Raw genomic sequence first — 20,672 nt, 5'->3', positions numbered from 1 at the left:
GGTCAGACAATCAGCACGGGGACGGTCTCAAGCTGCATCTGCAAAGCAACAGCAAGCCGGTGGTTGCCGTTGACCACTGGATACGCGCCGTTGGCGAGCTCCCCAACATGGATAGGCGCCAGATATTGCCCTTCGCTGATGCCTGCCTTGATCTCATCCAGCCGCTTCTGAATCAACTGTCCTCTACCAGCGGCCAAGCGCTGCGGGGCAACCTGCAAGACACCGGCCTCAATCGCAGGATCCACTCGCCATGTTTTCAACGTGGCGTGATTATAAAACCTGAAAACACTAACCCGCGTGTTGGTGAAGGCGTCCACATAGATTCGGTCGTGTACGTCATGCAGCGCGATACTTTTGCTGCCCTTGCCGGTTTGGTAGACGAACAATGGCGTTCCGTCTTCCACCACGTTGGCTATGACGCGAAGCTGTTCTGGGGTCGCGCTGATGTTGTTCTGGCTCATCACGGCCGCAAGATCCTCAGACGGATCAATCGCTCGTCCCAGCTTTCCGCCATCAGGGCTTGCAATCGGGCTACCCCCGGCGCCTCTTCCAGACAGCGTATAGCCCATCACGCCACCGCCCTGTACTGAAATCGAAGCAGATTGCCGAGCGGTCAAGCGCGGGCCATAGGCTACGCCGGAATTGAGCAGGTAATGCGCATCCGTCCCGCCAGCCATAGCGTTGGATATTCGGCGGACGGGCACGTTGTCGATTTCGCTGACCGTCGCCAATGAGTCAAACCCTGCTGGGCCTCGCCATTCGGTGGGTTGTGTAATGGTGGCGATACCGGAGACATGCCGCGTCGCACTGTTCGCAGGCACGGTGTTGCCGCGCAGCCTGTTGGCCAGGGCATGAAAGGCCTTAAGGTCAAACACCTTCGCACGTAAAAGGCTGCCGAGTACGCAGGGCGTTAGAACTCCGGCTGCGCGCATCGCTCGATAAGCATAAGCGGACTCCATGATGATCGACGTCGAAAACCATGCAAGCCGTGGCAAGGTCTGGGTGATACCTGCCTTGCCTGCATTGAGCGCAAGCCGCATCGTGCCCCCCAGAAGCTTGAGCGCAGGTACGCCGAGAGTCACGGCGTCCAGTGAGCAAGCGACGACTGGCGAATCGTTCGTGACGATCCCGTTGACGCATCCTAGCCCCGGCACGATGACTGCGAGCGAGCGCAGAATGGGCGGGTAGTTATTGGAAACGTACTCGGAACCCGTCTGGTCGCGGTGATAGTGGTAGGTGTCATGGGGGTAAAAGAACAGATGGTGAGTAGCAACCGCGACTGAAATCTGGTTTAAGCGAGCAGAGGTCAAGGGTGCGGGGGCATTGTTATCGAGATCGTCGGAAGGCCCAAACTCGGCAATGGTTTCGCTGATAACCGTCGATTTGGTCCCACTCACTGGTGCAGCAAGATTGACGTAGGCATTCCAGTCGATGGGCAGCTTCCTGCCGGTGGTTACTTTCAGAATCGGAGTCGGCGCGGTAGAGAACTCATGCCCGGACGTGGTCGGAATCGACAGGCTTGCGTGACGTACTGCAATCCCGGCCAGAGGAAACAGCTCGTAGAAGAAACATTTGCGGAGGTAACTGCACTCAAGGACGAAACCATAGCGGCCGCGTTTTCGCTCTCTATCGAGCGGTCCTTCCAAAACGTCAATTTTTCCGGTGGGGGTCCGCAGTGTATGAACCTTGACTCGCCCGTTATGCAGCGCGCGCCGGTCGTCTGCGGGCAATTGCGCCCACAGCTCGTCAATGATGAAGGTGTACGCCAGCTTTGCCTGTGACTCAAAGAATCGATATCGGTGCTCGAACGTAGCCGGAATATCGATGCCCCGGAGCTCTTCCATAATTCTCGTGAATGTCCAATCGATCAATCGCGGGTTTGGAGCAACGGGCTGGAACTTGTCCATCCCATTGATAAGGTGGCCGGCGGCAAAGAGGTCCAGCAGGTAAAAGCAGGTGTCGGAGTTGGGACCGCGCACGGCATATTCAAACCTGTCACTGATCTCGACGGGGTGCATGAGACGCTTTTTTATCTGCTCGGCATCGTCTCCAAACAGCTCGAGCAGCTTGTTCTCTGCCATCTTCAAGCGATCGGGCACCCTACGCGTTATACCCTCTGCGGCCTGCACGGCACGCTCAATGTGATCATCCAGCGCGTTTGAAGCGCTAGCCAGCTCTGATAATGAATAGTCATTCTGTGCGTTGACGGGTAGCACACCGTTGGCGACCGCCCAGTGCAGGCTCGGATATATCCGGGCACTGGCGATCAATGCCAGTTCTTCAGAGGTAGCGGTTTTGCTCAGATTCATGGGGAGTCGAATCAGGTCTTCGAACGCGAGCTTCGTTGAAGAGCCTGGATCAAGCGAATTGGCGAGTGAGACGCCGTGAACGAAGTTCACCCACGCCACCGTGCCGTATCGCAGGTCTTCGTGGATACCTTCAACCATGAAGTCGGGCACAGCAGGCGCAATGATGCACAGCGCCAGTTCGGGCAGAGCCGTTCTCTCAGCAAGGGCGGTCAGCAGGCGTCTATGACGCTGTCGATAGCTCAGGCCCCAGTTCTGCGGCCCCGCCAGATCACAGCCCGCAATGTAGCCCGGCTGTTGTTGAGCGGGAGGGTTGAGCTCCAGCATCAGCGCCGCCCACACCAGTTGCTTGCGAATGACCGGGACCGTGATCTCCCTCTCCGCACCGCCGTACCAATCCAGAGCCTTGAGCAATTGATCGGCAAGAGTCTGCGCAGGCGCTGAGCAAAGCATCGAGTCCAGAATGGCGCCCAGGCGTTTTGGCGGCGGCCATGATTCGTCGGCGCTTGCTTGCAAAGCGTCCAGATGGGGTGCCGCAAGGAGTGGCAGGAGCGCTTGCGTACCCCCGCTGCCATTCGCCTGTGGCCCTTGCTGGAGCAGGAAGCGCTCGACCGCTCTGATGATTTTGAATAGATCCTCTGTCATCAACAGGGCGTCGATTTGATAAGGCAACGCCATCAATCGAGCAGAATCCCCGTTGCGGCTCACACTGGATTCCACGTGTCGGAGCGACCATTTCCGGCTGCTTGAAAGATAGGTCGGATGCCAGTCGCGTAACACCTGCTCCCGGTTCGATGGCATACCGGCGCTTTCATCCAGCTCGGGAGCTGGCGCACGAGGCGCCACAACGTTGAAGCGAAAGTTGTCGGTGTCGAATTCTACCTCGTAGGTGCGGCCATCAAGTTCGATGAACAGCAGGCCATCGATGTTGTAGACGCCGGCGAATGGCGCGACGTCCTCAAGCGCGACGTGCCCGATCAGCGACTGCGCACTGACGAAAGCCTGCAGCAGACCTGCTGGAGGTATCGGTCCGCCCCGCAGCTCGTCGCCGGGCAAAAGCAGCTCCAGTTGGGCTCGAACAGGTACCGAATTGTTGTGTTGCAGCATGGACATGAAGGTCCCCAAATAATGAGCGAGACCTACGGTGTTCAGATCCTGTGCGGGTGGCTGTCATTAGGCAGCGATAGAACAGGTCGGATATGTCTGATGCGTCTGTGGGTGCCGCTAGCACCGGCCAAAGAAAAAGCCCTGCCAGGCAATGAGCCGGCGGGGCTGTTTTCTGTTGTAGTCAGTGACGCTTGCGGTTGCTGATAAGCGTACCGACCCCGGTATCGGTGAAAATCTCCAGCAGCACGGCGTTCGGCACCCGGCCGTCGATGATATGCGAGGTGGTCACGCCGCCCTGAACCGCTTCCAGTGCGCAGCGGATCTTGGGCAGCATCCCGCCGTAGATAGTGCCGTCGGCGATCAGTCCGTTGACCTGCTCGGTGGTCAGGCCTGTCAGCACCGTGCCTTCCTTGTCCATCAGGCCGGCGATGTTGGTGAGCAACATCAGTTTTTCTGCCTTTAATGCTTCAGCGACTTTGCCTGCGACCAGGTCGGCATTGATGTTGTAGGACTCACCATCTGCGCCCACACCGATGGGGGCGATTACCGGAATGAAATCGCCCTTAACCAGCATGTTCAGGAGGTCGGTATTGATACCCACGACTTCGCCAACGTGGCCGATGTCGATGATTTCCGGTTTGAGCATGTCCGGGGTCTGACGCGTGACGTTCATTTTTTTCGCACGAATCAGTTGCGCGTCTTTACCGGTCAGGCCGATTGCGCTGCCACCATGGCGGTTGATCAGGTTGACGATGTCTTTGTTGACCTTGCCCCCCAGCACCATTTCCACCACGTCCATGGTTTGCGAGTCGGTCACGCGCATGCCGTCGACAAAGTGGCTTTCAATGGAAAGCCGCTTGAGCAGATCGCCAATCTGAGGGCCGCCGCCGTGAACCACGACCGGGTTGATGCCCACTGCTTTCATCAGCACGATGTCGCGGGCGAAGCCGGTTTTCAGCTCCTCACTTTCCATGGCGTTGCCACCGTATTTGATGACAAGCGTCTTGCCGACAAAGCGGCGGATGTAAGGCAACGCTTCGGAGAGGACCTTGGCGGCATTGGCTGCGGCATCATGTTCAAGGGTCATTTGGGCTCCACTCAAAATTGGGTCAAAAAGGAAGTTCTAAATCCGGTGCTACGTTTTTCAGCTGAGTGTGGAAGACGTCCTTGATCCGTTGTAGCTCAAGCTCGGTCTCGGCTTCGAAGCGTAGTACCAGCACCGGCGTGGTGTTGGACGCGCGAACCAGACCCCAGCCTTTTGGATAATCGACGCGTACACCGTCGATACTGGTCAGATTGGCATTGCCCCACTGTGCGTCGCGCTCCAGTGCTTGCATGATGCTGAACTTGCGGGTTTCGGTGACCTTGATGTTGATCTCGGGTGTGGACAGATCGTTTGGAAAGGTCTGGAAAAGCTCTTCAGCGCTGAGTTTCTCCTGACTGAGGATTTCCAGCAGGCGCGCCGCGCTGTAGATACCGTCGTCAAAGCCAAACCAGCGTTCCTTGAAGAAGATGTGCCCGCTCATCTCGCCTGCCAGCAGGGCGCCGCTTTCTTTCATCTTTTTCTTGATCAACGAATGCCCGGTTTTCCACATCACGGGACGACCACCGTATTCATGGATCAACGGGATCAAGCGCCGCGTGCATTTCACGTCGAAAATAACGTCGGCACCGGGGTTGCGCTTGACCACGTCGCGAGCAAACAGCATCAGCAGACGGTCGGGGTATATGACACTGCCGGTGTTGGTAACCACACCTACGCGATCGGCATCGCCGTCAAAGGCCAGACCGAGGTCCGCGCCGGTTTCCCTTACCTTGGCGATAAGGTCCTGAAGGTTCTCTAGCTTGCCGGGATCGGGATGATGGTTCGGAAAGTTGCCGTCCACTTCGCAAAACAGCGGGATGACTTCGCAGTTCAGTGCTTCGATCAGCTGCGGGGCGATAACGCCCGCAGCGCCGTTGCCGCAGTCAACCACCACCTTCATGCGCCGGGCAAGCACGACGTCGCCAAGGATTGCGCCCGCGTAACGGTCGAGGATATTGACCTTGACGATGCTGCCTTTCGCAGCGGGCAAGTCGTTGGCCTTGATGCGCTCGTGGAGGGCCTGAATCTGCTCGTTCGCCAACGTGTCCCCGGCGATCACGATCTTGAAGCCGTTGTAGTCCTTCGGGTTGTGGCTGCCCGTCAACATGACGCCCGTTTTACCGGCCAGCGTGTGGGTGGCGTAATACAGGGCAGGGGTTGGCACCAGTCCGATATCGCTGACGTGACAGCCGCTGTCGTGCAGGCCTCTGATCAGGTGCGAAACCAGCTCAGGGCCCGATAGCCGACCATCCCGACCCACTGAGACATGCGCTTCGCCCTGCGCCAGACTCTCCGCCCCAACGGCACGTCCAATCCAGTAGGCCGTCTCGGCGCTCAGCGTATCGCCAACGATGCCGCGGATGTCATAGGCGCGAAAAATGGTGTCGGGAAACGGCGGGGCAGTGGACGCGGTGCTGCTCATGGGGTGGGATGGCTCCGACTTCAGGAAGTCCTGGTGTTCATCAATCAAGGCGATGTCGAGAATATCGGTGTCCTGAAACAGCGGGTCGGTCAGCTCTTCTTCCGACACGATGGGCAGGAGCGGAGGGGTATCGGTATCGCCAAGCGGTGTAGACCCGGCGTGGGACGACGCGTGATCACTCGTCGCAGCACTTGTGGGGTTGTTGCGCAGCGAAAACCTAGCCAGGCTCTGGGCCAGCCCGTTCAGCGCCGGTAAGCTCAGGCTGAAGGCTTTGACGGCCTTGCCCCCCGAGAGTTCTTGCACCAACTGCTCAAGCTGTCTGGCGTCGGCGGCGATGCGACGCTTGAACGCACTCTCGTTGAGATACAGCCCAAGCAGCATCGCTCCCGCAGCAACCAGCAACGCGAGAAGCAGCATCAGCCAGGGCGTCGTGCCGTGGAGGGCGGGGCCGGCCGCAAACGTGAGCTTCCAGTTGGCGTAGCCGGTGGGGAATTCCTGCGCATGGCCGCCGTCGTCCTGCCCGCGGGTAAGGAAGCTCTGTGGGGTGGCGCTACCGAACTGTTGGGCGAGTGCGACCTGGCCGACGTCGGCAGGGATCTCGGGCAACGCATTGATCAGCCGTTGGGGGTTGTAGGCCAGCAGCAAGGTGCCGGTGACGGGAGCGCCCGGCGCAGTGCGCAACGGCGCTGCGCTGTAGATCAGCCAGTGATCGCCGACATTGCGGGCTTCAGGGGCGGGCGTCTCGCCTTTGCCGGCATTGGCCAGCATGTCCAGCGTGGCGAAGCTGATGGGCAGTGAGCCCTGCGGATCAAGCCCGTTGAACCCCAGCGGGTTGAGCCGCGCACCCGCCACGCCATCTCGGTAGCGAAGTTGACTCTGGGCGGTTTCGATCAGCGCAGGATTGTTGCTCAGTAACGCCTGGCTCAGTGCGCCATCCATTGCTGCTGCCTGGGTGTCCGCATTGATCTGGCGCAGTGCCTTGTTAACCGCTCCGGCCTGGGCGCTCCCCCATGCCTCGACCAATTGCGCCTGCTGTTGCGGCTGGCTCTGGATCGCGAGCCACACCAGCACCATCGCCGCAAGCAGGCCGACAAGCGACGGAACAAGGCCGGGGCTGGCCAGACTCAAACTGGCGTCGTGGTCGGCCGGCCCGGTATTTTGCGGAGCGGCGTCCGCTTTGGCTGTGCGTTTGATGCCTTTCAAACTGACTCTCCCTGCTCGATCGTCCTGACGCGGTCTTATCATTCTTGCATCACATCAAGGCGTCCAGACTCCGGCAACGCATCAGCCAAAGTGAGCGCTTGTCACAGGGTCAGTGGCTGCCAGAGTGGCCAAACCCGCCTGCACCGCGCTGACTTTCGTCGAATTCTTCGACGATTTCAAAATGCGCCTGCACCACCGGCACCAGCACCAACTGAGCCAGACGCTCGCCGATGGAAATCTTGAATGCGGTCTGGCCGCGATTCCAGCAGGAGACCATCAGCTCACCCTGGTAGTCAGAATCGATCAGGCCCACCAAGTTGCCCAGCACGATGCCGTGTTTGTGGCCCAGGCCCGAGCGCGGCAGGATCAGCGCCGCCAGGCCGGGGTCTGCGATGTAAATCGACAGCCCGGTGGGAATCAACAGGGTCTGGCCGGGTTCGAGCAGCGTGTCCTCTTTCAGCATGGCGCGCAGGTCCAGCCCCGCCGAACCTGTGGTGGCGTAAGCGGGGAGCGGGAAATCGCTGCCGATGCGAGGGTCGAGAATCTTGGCTTGTAGGGCGTGCATTCGTGTTTAAACCTGGTTCATTCGATCGGCAATAAAAGTCACCAGCTGCCGCGCGATCTTGGCTTTGCTGGTCTGGGCGAAGAGCGTCTCTTGCAACGCTCGGTCGATCACGCTGCAGGCGTTTTCTTCGCTGTTGAAGCCGATGCTGGGGTTGGCGACGTCATTGGCGACGATCAGATCAAGGTTTTTATCCTTGAGCTTGCGTGCGGCGTAATCGAGCAGGTGTTCGGTCTCAGCCGCAAAACCGACGCTGAACGGGCGATCCTGGCGCTGGGCGATAGTGGCAAGGATGTCCGGGTTGCGGACCATCTGCAGGAGAAGACCATCGCCGGTTGTAGGGTCTTTCTTCAATTTTTGTGTAGCGACGACTTCAGGGCGGTAGTCGGCAACCGCGGCGGAGGCGATGAAGAGATCGCAAGGCATTGAGTCTTCGCAGGCCGCGAGCATGTCCCGGGCACTGACAACGTCAACGCGCGTTACACGGTCTGGCGTCTGCAAGTTCACGGGGCCGGTGATCAGCGTGACCCGCGCGCCGGCTTCGGCAGCGGCTTCGGCCAGCGCAAACCCCATTTTCCCGGAGCTGTGGTTGGTGATGTAGCGAACCGGATCGATGTTTTCCTGGGTGGGACCTGCAGTAATCAGCACGTGCTTGCCGGTCAGCGTGAGACGCTGGAAACAATCGGCGGCAGACTGCGCCAGATCATTGGGTTCGAGCATTCGGCCATAACCGACGTCGCCGCAGGCCTGGCTGCCACTGGCCGGGCCGAACATGCGCAGGCCGCGCTGTTCGAGCAACTGCAGGTTGGCCTGTACGGATGGGTCTCGCCACATGGCCTGATTCATTGCAGGTGCGACGGCAACGATAGCGTCCGTCGCCAGTACCACGGTGGTCAGTAGATCGTTGGCGATGCCCTGGGCCAGACGCGCCATCAAATCGGCCGTGCCCGGCGCGATAAGAATCATGTCGGCCCACTTGGCCAGCTCGATATGGCCCATGGCGGCTTCGGCAGCCGGGTCGAGCAAATCCAGGTGAACAGGATGGCCGGACAGGGCTTGCATGGTCAGCGGGGTAATGAACTCCGCGCCGCCCCTGGTCATGACGACCCGAACTTCTGCGCCGTGATCGCGCAATCGGCGGACCAGTTCGGCGCTCTTGTAGGCCGCGATGCCACCGCCGACGCCGAGAACGATGCGTTTTCGATACAGCCGCTGCATAGGCCTGCCTTAAGGTCGGTTAACACGCGGCAATCATTACGCCTCCCCAGGCCTGACTGTCGCGCAAAAAAGAGCGGCTAAGATAGCACAGCGACCGCACGGGAACAGCGGTGCCACACACAGGGAGCTGCTATGAGTATTCGTGATTGGCCGGCGGCAGAGCGTCCGCGTGAAAAGCTGTTGGAGCGGGGGGCAGCCAGCCTGTCGGACGCCGAGTTGCTGGCGATTTTCTTGCGCACGGGGGTCTCGGGGCGAAGCGCCGTGGACCTGGCCCGGCATCTCCTGCAGCAGTTTGGCAGCCTGAGGGCGTTACTCGAGGCCAACCTGACCGCCTTCAGCAGCGAACTGGGGCTCGGGCCTGCAAAGTTCGCCCAGTTGCAGGCCGTGATGGAAATGGCACGGCGCAACATGGGCGAGGATTTGAAGCGCGAGTCGGTACTGCAGAATCCGGCTCAGGTGCGTCGCTACCTGAAGGCGCTATTGCGGCATGAGCCCCATGAGGTCTTTGGTTGTCTGTTTCTGGACAGCAAGAACCGGGTCCAGACGTTCGAAGTGCTGTTTCACGGCTCGATCAACATGGCCCATGTTCACGCAAGGCAGGTGGTCAAGCGCGCACTGGCCCACAACTCGGCGGCGTTAATTCTGTGCCACAACCATCCCTCAGGCGTTAAGGACGCCAGCGAAGCTGATATCGAACTGACGCGCTACCTGAAGCAGGCACTGGCGCTGGTGGATGTGGTGGTGCTGGACCACTTGATCATTGGCGACGGCGATCCACTGTCCATGGCGGAATACGGGCTGATGTAGCGCCCCTGTGACCGGCTATAGCGATGCAGTGTTGGCCGCCCTCCGACTGTGAGGCCAGCGTCAGCCAGGAGGGCGTGAGCCGCTACACCATAGAGCTCACGCTCAACAAACCGGCCTATTCCCGGCTGAAGCCGGTCCCACTGAAAGCATTGCGCGCATTCAGAGGGACCTGACGCGACCTCGGAGGTCTTGGGAATCCTCGGTGCGTTACTTCACCGTCACTTTGGCGAAATCCTGGCGACCAAACGGACTGACGCTATAACCCTCGACATTTTTTCGGGTCAGCGCGTAGGCCGTTGGATGCGCCAGCGGTAGCCACAAGGCTTGCTTCTGGATCTGCTCCTGCGCCTGGTGGTACAGCTTGATGCGCTGAGCCTGATCGGTAACGGCCTTGCCTTGGGAGATCAGCTTGTCCAGGCCCTCGTCGCAGTAGCGCGCGAAGTTAGTACCGGACTTGACCGCTGCGCAGGAAAACTGCGGTGTGAGGAAGTTATCCGGATCACCGTTGTCGCCCGCCCAGCCCATGAACAAGAGGTCGTGCTCGCCGGTTTTGGCGCGACGAATCAGCTCACCCCATTCAATCACTTTGATCTCCGCCTTGATGCCTACGGCCGCGAGATCGTTCTGCAGCAGTTGTGCGCCAGCGTTTGGATTGGGGTTCAGCAGACTGCCCGACGGACGTGTCCAGATCGTGGTTTTGAAGCCGTCTTTCAGACCGGCCTTTGCCAGCAGCTCTTTGGCTTTAGCCACGTCATGCTTGTAACCTGGCAAATCACTGGCGTAGCCCCACGTATTGGGCGGATAGGGACCATTGGCAGGCCGCGCTGAACCTTCAAAGACGGCTTTGAGGTAAGTGTCCTTATCGAATGCCAGGTTGATTGCCTGACGTACTTCTGGCTTGTCCAAGGGTGGGTGTTGGCTGTTGATCGCCAGGAAAGCGGTCATGAACGCGTCAGTCTTTTCGACCTTCAGATTTGAGTCTTTGCCTGCTTCGGCAACATCCAAGGGCTTTGGTGAGAGGGCAACCTGGCATTCGTTACGGCGGATGCGTTGCAGGCGGACGTTGGCGTCCGGGGTAATCGCGTAGATCAGCGTATCCACCGCAGGTTTGCCGACGAAGTAATCGGGATTGGCCTCGTAGCGCACAACCGAGTCTTTCTGGAAACGCTTGAAAACGAAGGGACCAGTACCAATCGGCTGGCTGTTGAGCTTCTCTGGCGTGCCCGCTTTGAGGAGCTGAGCGGTGTACTCCGCAGAATAAATAGACGCGAAGCCCATGCTTAGCGTCGCCAGAAACGTTGCGTCCGGGTGGTCCAGGGTGATGCGCACCGTGGCAGGGTCGATTGCTTCGATTTTTTTGATCAGCGAAGGCCACTGCATCGACTGCGCATGGGGAAAGCCCTGCGCAGCGACCTTGTTCCAGGGGTTGGCCGGGTCAAGCATGCGCTGAAAGCTGAACACGACGTCGTCGGCATTGAGCTCGCGCGTCGGGGTGAAGTAGTCGGTGTGATGGAATTTGACACCCGGATGCAGCTTGAAGTCATAGGTCAACCCGTCGGGCGACACGCTCCAGCTTTGCGCCAGGCTGGGGACAAGCTTGGCCGAGGCGGCGTCGTAGTCCACCAGACGGTTCATCAGCACGTCGGCGGAGGCGTTGGTGGTGGTCAGCGAGTTGTACTGCACCACGTCAAAGCCTTCAGGGCTGGCTTCCGTGCAGACGCTCAGCGTGTTAGCCGCCTGTGCCAGCAACGGGGTGGACAGGGAAGCGAGCAAGAGGGGTAAAACGGCTAGGCGCATGGCGATTTTCCTTTCAGAGATAGCCCATCTGCCGGTGCAGTCTGGAGAGGGACTAACCCTAGACCATCGATTGAAGTAGAACAATCGCCCCGGCGCGACGAGTGGTATATTTCCCCTCGCGCCCTACACCTCTGCACTCGGCGGGCCGCCGCCCTTGTCTTTCTGGGAGGCAAATCGTTGTTTGTGTTGTTGCATCGGGGGCTTTCTGGTATAAAGCAGCGCTCTTTTCTAGGGGCCCGCTGCCTTCACCGCAGGTGTGGCCGGTAAGACCCCTGAAGAAACGCGGCGCCTGGCGCCAAATGACTGAGAGATTAAGCGGCCAACCCATGCCGGGTTGGGCATGAGGTTTTAGAGGGCTGAGGCATGTCGAGAGTCTGTCAAGTTACCGGTAAGGGTCCGGTAACCGGGAATAACATTTCCCACGCAAATAACAAAACCCGTCGTCGTTTCCTGCCAAACCTGCAGCATCACCGCTTCTGGGTTGAAGAAGAGAAACGCTTCGTACGTCTGCGCGTATCTGCTAAAGGCATGCGCATCATCGACAAGCGTGGTATCACGGTTGTTCTGGCCGAAATCCGCCGTGCTGGCGCTAAGGTTTAAGGGAGAAAATCATGCGTGAATTGATCCGTTTGGTGTCGACCGCTAACACCGGCCACTTCTACACCACCGACAAGAACAAGCGCACGACTCCGGACAAAATCGAAATTAAAAAATTCGATCCGGTTGTTCGTAAGCACGTGATCTACAAAGAAGCCAAAATCAAGTAATTGATTTTCGTCTCTTACAAAAAAGCCCGCAGTGATGCGGGCTTTTTTGTGGGTGAGAGAATGGCGGCTCACCTCTCGATACCCGTATTGCTCAAGCTTTCTGTTCGAACACCACATAAATCTTGCGGCATGGCTCAAGCACTTCCCACGTTCCGCTGAACCCTGCAGGAATCACGAAGCGGTCACCCGCGCGCAGAGTCTTTGCCTTGCCGGCCTCATCGCGAAGCACTGATACGCCCTGGACGATTTCGCAATATTCGTGCTCGGTGTAGTTCACCTTCCACTGGCCGACGTCCCCTTCCCAGACACCTGCATTCAGCTGGCCGCATGGGCTGTTGTAGTGGTTGTAAACCGTCTGGTCGGGCTCGCCCTTGAGAATCTTCTCGGCAGCAGGCCTGAAGCGCTCCGCTGCGGTGGTGGCTTCACTGAAATCAACGACGCTTTCGATGCTCATATCGGGTTCCTGAAATAAGGCGCTGCTTGATTGTTGATCGTAAGAACTGTGACTGACCAGGCCCCAACGGCTGTTGAATAAAATGCACGATTCGGCCGCATTCTGCCTGCTTGTGTCCAATATATTGGAAATTAGCCCAATGCTGGTTTAGGGTGGCGAATGCCCTTGGCTGATCCGACGACGCTTCATGCACTCTCCTGAAGCCTGACTCGCGAGCGCTGAGGCGCGCACATCTCATAAGAGGAGGACGTTCCATGACCACCCTGACTCATGCTGACTGGGCGCAACGTGCCCAGGATTTGAAAATCGAAGGCCGTGCATTCATCAATGGTGAATACACAGACGCCGCTTCCGGCTCGACGTTCGACTGCATCAGTCCGGTCGATGGCCGTTTCCTCGCTCATGTTGCCAGCTGCGACGCTGCCGATGCCCAGCGCGCTGTCGAGAATGCGCGAGCCACATTCAATTCCGGCGTCTGGTCGCGACTCGCGCCAGCCAAGCGCAAGGCAGCCATGCTTCGTTTCGCCGAGCTGATCAACGAGAACGTTGAAGAGTTGGCGCTGCTCGAGACTCTCGACATGGGCAAGCCCATCAGCGACTCCTACGGCATTGATATTCCCGGCTCCGCTCAGGCGTTGAGCTGGAGTGGCGAGGCCATCGACAAGCTGTACGACGAAGTGGCGCCCACTCCGCATGATCAACTCGGGCTTGTGACCCGCGAACCGATCGGTGTGGTTACCGCCATAGTGCCGTGGAATTTCCCATTGCTGATGGCTTCCTGGAAACTGGGTCCTGCGCTGTCCAGTGGCAACTCGGTGATCCTCAAGCCGTCGGAAAAATCCCCACTGACTGCCATCCGCGTGGCTCAACTCGCCATCGAAGCCGGTATCCCTGCAGGCGTGCTAAACGTGCTGCCCGGTTATGGTCATACCGTAGGCAAGGCGCTGGCGCTGCATATGGATGTCGACACGGCGGTGTTCACCGGTTCGACTAAGATCGCCAAGCAATTGCTGATCTACGCCGGCGAGTCGAACATGAAGCGCGTTTGGCTGGAAGCCGGCGGCAAGAGCCCGAACATCGTTTTTGCCGATGCGCCGGACCTCCAGGCAGCGGCCGAATCTGCAGCGAGCGCCATTGCTTTCAACCAGGGCGAAGTGTGTACGGCCGGTTCGCGCCTGCTTGTCGAGCGATCCATCAAGGATAAATTCCTGCCCATGGTGATCGACGCGCTGAAAGCGTGGAAGCCGGGCAATCCGCTTGATCCGGCGACCACAGTGGGCGCGCTGGTGGACACACAGCAGATGAATACGGTGCTCTCGTACATCGAGGCCGGCCATTCGGACGGTGCCAAACTGGTTGTCGGCGGCAAGCGCATCCTCCAAGAGACCGGCGGTACTTACGTCGAGCCGACCATTTTTGATGGCGTGACCAACGCGATGAAGATCGCCCAAGAGGAGATCTTCGGGCCGGTGCTGTCTGTCCTGACGTTCGATTCGGCCGAGGAAGCGATTCAGATTGCCAACGACACACCTTACGGGCTCGCGGCGGCGGTGTGGACGGCTGATCTGTCCAAGGCACATCTGACGGCGAAGGCGTTGCGCGCGGGCAGCGTGTGGGTCAATCAATACGATGGCGGCGACATGACCGCACCGTTTGGCGGCTTCAAGCAGTCTGGCAACGGCCGTGACAAGTCGCTGCATGCGTTCGACAAATACACTGAGCTCAAGGCCACCTGGATCAAGCTGTAACAGGTCGCGCCCGTTCACCCTCCAGTCACTGAAAGACCATAGCAGCCGGACCTTCCTCAAGGGCCCGGCTGTTTTGTTTCATCCTTTTGAGCCACAGGAGCGTGGTGATGCGTTGGGGTACTTATTTCGCGGTGCTGGCTTCAGTGCTGAGCGTCGGGCTGGCGCTGGGCGTGAGCATGCCGCTGGTGTCGTTGAGGCTGGAAGCGTGGGGTTACGGCGCGTTTCCCATTGGCGTGATGGCGGCGATGCCCGCTATTGGCGTTCTGCTGGGCGCCAGCCTTGCCAGCCGACTCGCGTCCAGGCTCGGTACCGCGAACCTGATGCGCTTGTGCCTGTGGGGCGGATCGATTTCAGTGGGGCTGCTGGGCTTGCTGCCCAGCTACTGGGCTTGGCTGGCTCTGCGCCTTGCGCTCGGGATGATCCTCACCATCGTGTTCGTGCTCGGCGAAAGCTGGATCAACCAACTGGTGATCGAACGGTTGCGCGGCAAGCTGGTGGCGCTGTATGGCAGTTCCTATGCCCTGAGCCAACTGGGCGGGCCGGTCCTGCTGGGCTTCATGGGAACCGAGGCTGACTACGGCTTTTGGGTGGGAGCCGCCTTGCTTGCTGTGTCGCCTCTTCTGTTGCTTGGCAGAACGGGCGCACCGACCGCGGCATCCAGCCATGTAACGCTGCGCGATCTCGGCGGCTTCTGTCGGAGCTTGCCGGCCATTGCATGGGCTATCGCCCTATTCGCCGGGTTTGAAGCGATGATTCTGACGTTGCTGCCGGTGTATTGCCTGCAGCAGGGATTCACGCCGGAAGTGGCCCTGGCGATGGTCAGCACGGTGGTGGTGGGGGATGCGCTTCTGCAGTTGCCCATCGGGGCACTGGCCGACAGGGTGTCGCGTCGTCGGCTGTTTTCCGGGTGTGCGCTGGCGCTGACAGCGACCAGCCTGGCCATCCCGCTGTGGGTCGATACGATTGCCATCTGGCCATTGTGGGTGCTGTTCGGCGCCAGTGCGGGCGGGCTGTTTACGCTGTCGCTGATCCTGATCGGCGAGCGCTACCGTGATGACGCTCTGGTACGCGCCAATGCTCACGTCTCGCAGCTCTGGGGCATTGGCTGTCTGCTAGGGCCTTTGGCGGCCGGTGCCGGTAGCCAGTGGATCAGCGGTCAGGCTTTGCCCTTGCTCATGGCGGCGGGGGCGCTGGGGTTGGTGATCCTGTCACAGCGGCCCAAAGCTTTCGGGCCCCAGGCGGCGGTGGCTTAGAGCATCTTTTCCAGGCCTACCGCGCTACTGAACCAGGCATTCATCCGCCGCCACCAGTCGCCAGGCTCCCTGGACAGCGTGTGGATTTTGCCGTTGTCCTCGGTCACCCACACCAGCCGGTCGTTCTCCAGCTTGACCTGATAGCTGATGGCCGGCGCCATACCCTGAAGCGCCAGGTCCCGCAGGTATTCAGTCAGTTCAGGGCTGTCCACAAGCACGCCGACTTCTGTGTTCCACAGCACCGATCGCGGATCGAAGTTGAATGAGCCTACAAACATTTTCTGGCGATCAAAGATCATCGCTTTGCTGTGCAGACTTGACTCCGAACCGCCCTTGATCAAGCTCGTGCGCAGAAACTTCGGTCCGCTACCTGCGTTGCTAGGGTCGCCGGGTTGGCGGCGCAGTTCGAACAGCTTCACGCCATGTTCCAGCAGCGCTCGACGGTAAGGTGCATAGCCGCCATGTACTGCCGGTACATCGGTGGCTTCCAGCGAATTGGTCAGCAGGCTTACAGAAACGCCTTTGTCTGACAGCCCTGTCAGGTACACCAGGCCCTCCTGCCCGGGGACAAAATAAGCCGAGATCAGCGTCAGTTCCTGGTGCACATTGGCCAAGTCAGGGCTCAGTTGCGTTGTCAGCAACAGGTGAGGGTCCGGTTCGCCCCGCGACAGCACTTTGGTCGGAGCGTCCCACAACGCCTGGTTATGCGCCCAAATCAATTCATTGAGCCAGGTCTTCATGCGTGGCTGGGTCCGGTAGGCCATCAACCTCTCATAAAGCGCCTTCTTCTCGACGTGGGCCTGCGCCAGCGACTTGGCCAGCAGCGTGCGCGCCTTGGCCAGATCCTTGCGGTCAGGCGGCCAGTAAAGAAAATCGTCGATCGGCTTGCTCAGCGTGCTGTTCCAGTACTGATCGAAGCTGTGGCCCAGCTGTTCGGCGACCGGCCCGACGCTGAGCATGTCGATGTCGGTGAAATTCAGGTTGGGTTCGGCGTCGAAATATTCATCGCCCAGATTGCGCCCGCCCACGATGGCGACGGCGCTGTCTGCCAGCCACAGTTTGTTGTGCATGCGCCGGTGCTGTTGGGACAGATTGAACAGCCGGCCCAGGTTGCGCGTGGCGCCCATGCTGCGGCCCAGATTGAGCGGATTGAACAGACGAATCTGAATGTTCGGGTGTGCTGCGAGAGTGGCGATGACCTCATCCAGTCCATCGCTGGTGGTGTCGTCGAGCAGGATGCGCACGCGGACGCCGCGATCGGCCGCTTTCAGCAGTTCGTCAACCAGCGCCCGAGTGCTCAGGCCGTCGTGGACAATGTAGTACTGCAGGTCGAGGCTGGTTTTCGCATTGCGAATCAGCTCGGCCCGGGCCATGAATGCTTCGGTGCTGTTGGGCAGCAGGCGAAACCCGGAGCGGCCTTCATGGGGAGCGGCCTGTGCCATGATCGAGCGGCCGAACGAAGACTGCGCCGCAGGCAGGGCCTGACTGGGGCCGTCAGGCGCGGGCGTGTGCGCACAGCCGCCAAGCCCGAGGGCGAGTGCCAGAACGAGGGGCACTGCCCATGTGTTGGTCAACGCAGTCATCCGAAAATCAGTCATGGCGATATGACCGCGCTTTCTTCAAAAGGTTAAAAGCTGCAGAAGGTTAAAAGCTGCAAGGGGTTATGCAGGGTCGGCACGCTGCATGAGCCGCGCTGCGGCAGCGCCCACCTTGCGCACGGCCTCTTCGATTTGCGTGGTCGGTTTGGCGGCGAAATTCATCCGCAGGCAGTTTCTGTATTTGCCGGATGCAGAAAAGATACTGCCGACGGCGATCTGTACGCCCTGGCCCTGCAAGGCCCGATTAAGGCGCAACGAGTCGAAGTCCTCCGGCAGCTCGATCCACAACATGAAACCGCCTTGGGGACGACTCACGCGGGTGCCTTCCGGGAAGTACCGCGTAACCCAGCCGGTCATTAAATCGCGACTGCGCTGGTACTGCCCCCGCATCCGGCGCATGTGCGGTTCGTAGTGACCGGCGCGAAGGAAGTCGGAAATCGCCAGTTGTGGCTGGGTCGCGGTCGAGCCCGTGCTGATGTATTTCATGTGCAGCGCGCGGTCGAGGTAGCGACCGGGTGCGATCCAGCCCACGCGAAGTCCCGGCGCCAGGGTTTTGGAAAACGAACTGCACAGCAGCACGCGTCCGTCTTCGTCGTAGGATTTTATAGTGCGAGGGCGGGGATAGCTGTAGGCCAGATCGCCATACACGTCGTCTTCGATAACGGCGACGTCGAAGCGTTGCGCCAGGACCAGCAGCGCTCGCTTGCGGTCCTCCGGCATGTTGTAGCCCAGAGGATTATTGCAACTGGGCGTCAGCTGTATGGCTTTGATCGGCCATTGTTCCAGAGCCAGCTCCAGCGCATCCAGGCTGATGCCGGTGAGTGGGTCGGTCGGGATCTCCAGGGCCTTCATACCCAGACCCTTGAGCGCTTGCATGGCACCGTGAAAGCTCGGCGAGTCCACCGCGACGATGTCACCCGGTTCGCAGACCGAGCGAATGCTGATGGCCAACGCTTCCTGGGCACCGGTGGTGATCATCAAGTCATCGGGATCGACGTTGGTCCCCGAATCCAGCAGCAGGCGCGCGACCTGCTCTCGCAGACAGCGCCGCCCGTGGATGTTGTCGTAATACAGCCCGGGCATGTCCGAGCGCCGGCTGATCCGGCCAAGCGCCTGGGTCAGCGGGCGCAGGGTCGGGCTGGTGACGTCGGGCATGCCGCGGCCCAGTTGAACCACGTCCGGGCTGGGGGCCGCGCGCGCCAGCTCCAGCACTTGATCCCATTGCGAGATTTCCACTGGCCGCTGCGCAGGTCGACCTATGGCTGGCAAGGCAGGCACCTTGCGGTCGGCAGGCACGAAATAGCCGGATTTAGGGCGGGGCAATGCCAGGCCGTTGTCCTCCAGCAACCGGTACGCCTGCTGCACCGTGCTCAGGCTGACGCCATGCTCAAGGCTCAATGCCCGAACGGAAGGCAATCGATCCCCAGGGCGATAAAAGCCGTTTTCAATGCGGGTGCCCAGCAGTTCGGCAAGGTTGACGTAAAGGGTCATGGCGTACTCCCGCAGCTGATGCGTTCGGTGGACCAATACAGATCAGCGGAAAATACAGCATTCAGCCGCCTATCAAAGCGTTCTGTATGCAAAGAATAATAATTCTTTGAATCTGTAATGGTTTTCCATACAGCCACATCATGAACCGGTCGAAACCCTTCACGAGGTGTCTGGAGATGAGCGGAATAAGTGATGTTCGGTTAACGCTGTATGGAAGCGAGCTGGTGCGCGAGCATGAAGCGGGCCTGCGCATCAATGCGCCGGAAGGCCTGGGCGTGTGGGGGCTGTTTCAGCACCGTCGCGCCACCCGGCGAGCGCTTCTGAAATTGAATGACGAGCAACTTCAGGACATCGGCTTGAGCAGAGAGCAGGCGCGCCATGAAGGACTCAAGCCGTTCTGGCGCGAATGAGGCCTGTGACGGTGTCGGTCCGCACAAAGCGAGGTTCGCTACACCCATTCTTTCAGCCGGTGCCACAACATCCCCATCGCCAGTAACGGCGAGCGCAAATGCTTGCCGCCGGGGAAGGTGATGTGCGGCACTTTCGCGAAGAGTTCGAACCCGCCGCTGTGTTGACCACTGATGGCTTCAGCCAACAGCCTGCCGGCCAGGTGTGTTGCGTTGAGCCCATGCCCCGCGTACGCCTGGGCGTAGAACACGTTCGGATGCTTATCCATCCGCCCGATCTGCGGCAAGCGGTTGGCGCCAATGCCGATCATGCCGCCCCACTGAAAATCGATTTTTACGTTCTTGAGCTGAGGAAACACCTTGAGCATCTTCGGTTGCATGTAAGCGGCGATGTCGCGTGGGTCGCGACCGGAATAGTGACAGGCGCCGCCGAACAGCAAGCGTCGATCAGCGGAGAGTCGGAAATAATCGACCGCCACGCGCTGGTCGCACATCGCGGTGTTGCGGGGCATCAACTGGTTTGCGAGCTCTTCACTTAACGGCTCAGTCGCGATCACGTAGCTGCCCGCGGGCAAGACCTTGCCGCTCAACTCCGGATCGAGCCCGTTGAGGTAGGCGTTGCAGCCCAGCACCAGGCTGCTGGCGCGAACCAAACCGTGAGACGTGTGAATTTTGACCTCAGCCCCATACTCCAGGCGTGTCGCAGCTGAGTGCTCGAACACGTCGACGCCCAGAGACTGGGCTATGGCCGCTTCTGCCAGCGCCAGATTCAAGGGGTGCAGATGCCCCGAGCCCATGTCGAGCATCGCACCGGCGTAGTTGGGCGAGCCGATGACGCTGCCGATGTTGCCCGCTTCGACCAATTCCAGCGTGTGCCTATAGCCCAAGCTGTGCAGCTCTTCTGCGTCCTTGGCAAAACCTTCGAATTCTTTGGGCTTGTTCGCCAGATCGCAGTAGCCCCAGGTCAGGTCGCAGTCGATGTGGTATTTGCTGACGCGCTCGCGGACGATTTCTACCGCTTCGAGGCCCATCAGCTTGAGCTGACGAACGCCATCCTCACCGATGACATTGCTGAATTGGTCCACCTCGTGCCCGACGCCGCGGATCAGTTGCCCGCCATTACGCCCACTCGCACCCCAACCGATTCGGTGCGCCTCCAGCAGTACGACTTTCAAACCGCGCTCAGCCAGCTCAATGGCCGTGTTCACGCCGGAGAACCCGCCGCCGATGATGCAAACGTCGGCTTTGATCTCGCCGCGAAGGGCAGGGTAGTCAGTTTCAGGATGGCGAGTGGCGGCATAGTAGGACGCCGCGTGATCAAGCAATCCGGGCTGAGGAGGCCGAGCATTCATGTTGAATATCCCGAGAGCGCTGTTTGGAAAATTTTACGGAGGGTAGCGGGCTGGGGATGACGGGGCAAGAAGATGGCGGTGTGCGCTGTCCCGGC

16 protein-coding genes are annotated in these 20,672 nt (G+C 59.8%); 6 read left to right on the top strand and 10 right to left on the bottom strand.

Features of this window, described 5'->3' with window-relative positions:
- Window positions 1–2: 2 nt before the first annotated feature.
- The 5 genes from LT42_RS19755 to coaBC all read right to left on the bottom strand — a co-directional run bounded on the left by LT42_RS19755 (window position 3) and on the right by coaBC (window position 8,903).
- Complete coding sequence (locus LT42_RS19755; protein ID WP_152597703.1) at window positions 3–3,419, bottom strand: ParB N-terminal domain-containing protein; 3,417 nt, start codon at window positions 3,417–3,419, stop codon at window positions 3–5.
- 175 nt (window positions 3,420–3,594) lie between these two features.
- Complete coding sequence (argB, locus tag LT42_RS19750; RefSeq protein ID WP_037016681.1) at window positions 3,595–4,500, bottom strand: acetylglutamate kinase; 906 nt, start codon at window positions 4,498–4,500, stop codon at window positions 3,595–3,597.
- Window positions 4,501–4,522: 22 nt separating this feature from the next.
- Window positions 4,523–7,123 (bottom strand): phosphomannomutase/phosphoglucomutase, encoded by a 2,601-nt coding sequence (locus LT42_RS26605; RefSeq protein ID WP_037016679.1) that lies wholly within the window; start codon window positions 7,121–7,123, stop codon window positions 4,523–4,525.
- Between the two features lie 109 nt (window positions 7,124–7,232).
- On the bottom strand, window positions 7,233–7,688 hold the full coding sequence (gene dut / locus LT42_RS19740; RefSeq protein WP_037016677.1) for a dUTP diphosphatase: 456 nt from the start codon (window positions 7,686–7,688) through the stop codon (window positions 7,233–7,235).
- A gap of 6 nt (window positions 7,689–7,694) precedes the next feature.
- The gene (gene coaBC, locus LT42_RS19735; RefSeq protein WP_037016675.1) at window positions 7,695–8,903 is read right to left on the bottom strand and encodes a bifunctional phosphopantothenoylcysteine decarboxylase/phosphopantothenate--cysteine ligase CoaBC; all 1,209 of its coding nucleotides are present in this window, start codon (window positions 8,901–8,903) and stop codon (window positions 7,695–7,697) included.
- Between the two features lie 132 nt (window positions 8,904–9,035).
- On the opposite strand from coaBC, the gene radC reads away from it, so the two are divergent.
- Window positions 9,036–9,710, top strand: coding sequence for a RadC family protein (gene radC / locus LT42_RS19730; protein ID WP_037016673.1), 675 nt, complete (start codon window positions 9,036–9,038; stop codon window positions 9,708–9,710).
- Between the two features lie 207 nt (window positions 9,711–9,917).
- Here radC and LT42_RS19725 read toward each other — a convergent pair whose 3' ends face one another.
- Complete coding sequence (locus LT42_RS19725; protein ID WP_037016671.1) at window positions 9,918–11,507, bottom strand: ABC transporter substrate-binding protein; 1,590 nt, start codon at window positions 11,505–11,507, stop codon at window positions 9,918–9,920.
- A 363-nt stretch (window positions 11,508–11,870) separates the two neighbouring features.
- On the opposite strand from LT42_RS19725, the gene rpmB reads away from it, so the two are divergent.
- Both rpmB and rpmG read left to right on the top strand, forming a co-directional pair.
- Window positions 11,871–12,107: a 50S ribosomal protein L28 gene (gene rpmB, locus LT42_RS19720; protein ID WP_037016669.1), complete on the top strand. Its 237-nt coding sequence runs from the start codon at window positions 11,871–11,873 to the stop codon at window positions 12,105–12,107.
- 11 nt (window positions 12,108–12,118) lie between these two features.
- Window positions 12,119–12,274: a 50S ribosomal protein L33 gene (gene rpmG / locus LT42_RS19715; RefSeq protein WP_010225867.1), complete on the top strand. Its 156-nt coding sequence runs from the start codon at window positions 12,119–12,121 to the stop codon at window positions 12,272–12,274.
- A gap of 91 nt (window positions 12,275–12,365) precedes the next feature.
- On the opposite strand, the gene LT42_RS19710 is transcribed toward rpmG, so the two are convergent.
- A complete protein-coding gene (locus LT42_RS19710; protein WP_037016667.1) occupies window positions 12,366–12,728 on the bottom strand; it encodes a cupin domain-containing protein in 363 nt (120 codons plus the stop codon).
- A 254-nt stretch (window positions 12,729–12,982) separates the two neighbouring features.
- On the opposite strand from LT42_RS19710, the gene LT42_RS19705 reads away from it, so the two are divergent.
- Both LT42_RS19705 and LT42_RS19700 read left to right on the top strand, forming a co-directional pair.
- Complete coding sequence (locus LT42_RS19705) at window positions 12,983–14,476, top strand: aldehyde dehydrogenase (protein ID WP_037016665.1); 1,494 nt, start codon at window positions 12,983–12,985, stop codon at window positions 14,474–14,476.
- Window positions 14,477–14,583: 107 nt separating this feature from the next.
- Window positions 14,584–15,729 (top strand): MFS transporter, encoded by a 1,146-nt coding sequence (locus LT42_RS19700; RefSeq protein ID WP_037016664.1) that lies wholly within the window; start codon window positions 14,584–14,586, stop codon window positions 15,727–15,729.
- Here LT42_RS19700 and LT42_RS19695 read toward each other — a convergent pair.
- Together LT42_RS19695 and LT42_RS19690 are read right to left on the bottom strand one after the other, a co-directional pair.
- Window positions 15,726–17,303: a phospholipase D family protein gene (locus tag LT42_RS19695; protein ID WP_037017592.1), complete on the bottom strand. Its 1,578-nt coding sequence runs from the start codon at window positions 17,301–17,303 to the stop codon at window positions 15,726–15,728. The two genes, LT42_RS19700 and LT42_RS19695, sit on opposite strands and share 4 nt — an antisense overlap.
- An 87-nt stretch (window positions 17,304–17,390) precedes the next feature.
- Window positions 17,391–18,818 carry an aminotransferase-like domain-containing protein gene (locus LT42_RS19690; protein ID WP_037016662.1) on the bottom strand — a complete coding sequence of 476 codons (1,428 nt, stop codon included), beginning with the start codon at window positions 18,816–18,818 and terminating at the stop codon, window positions 17,391–17,393.
- A 176-nt stretch (window positions 18,819–18,994) separates the two neighbouring features.
- Here LT42_RS19690 and LT42_RS19685 point away from each other — a divergent pair, with 176 nt between their 5' ends.
- A complete protein-coding gene (locus LT42_RS19685) occupies window positions 18,995–19,228 on the top strand; it encodes a DUF1127 domain-containing protein (RefSeq protein ID WP_037016661.1) in 234 nt (77 codons plus the stop codon).
- 38 nt (window positions 19,229–19,266) lie between these two features.
- Here the strand turns inward: LT42_RS19685 and LT42_RS19680 are convergent, their stop codons facing one another.
- A complete protein-coding gene (locus tag LT42_RS19680; protein WP_037016659.1) occupies window positions 19,267–20,577 on the bottom strand; it encodes an NAD(P)/FAD-dependent oxidoreductase in 1,311 nt (436 codons plus the stop codon).
- Window positions 20,578–20,672 lie beyond the last annotated feature (95 nt).

It is taken from the genome of Pseudomonas lutea, assembly GCF_000759445.1.
GTDB lineage: Bacteria > Pseudomonadota > Gammaproteobacteria > Pseudomonadales > Pseudomonadaceae > Aquipseudomonas > Aquipseudomonas lutea.
Note: the sequence above shows the minus strand (reverse complement) of the source record. Positions and strands in the feature narration are given on the sequence as shown.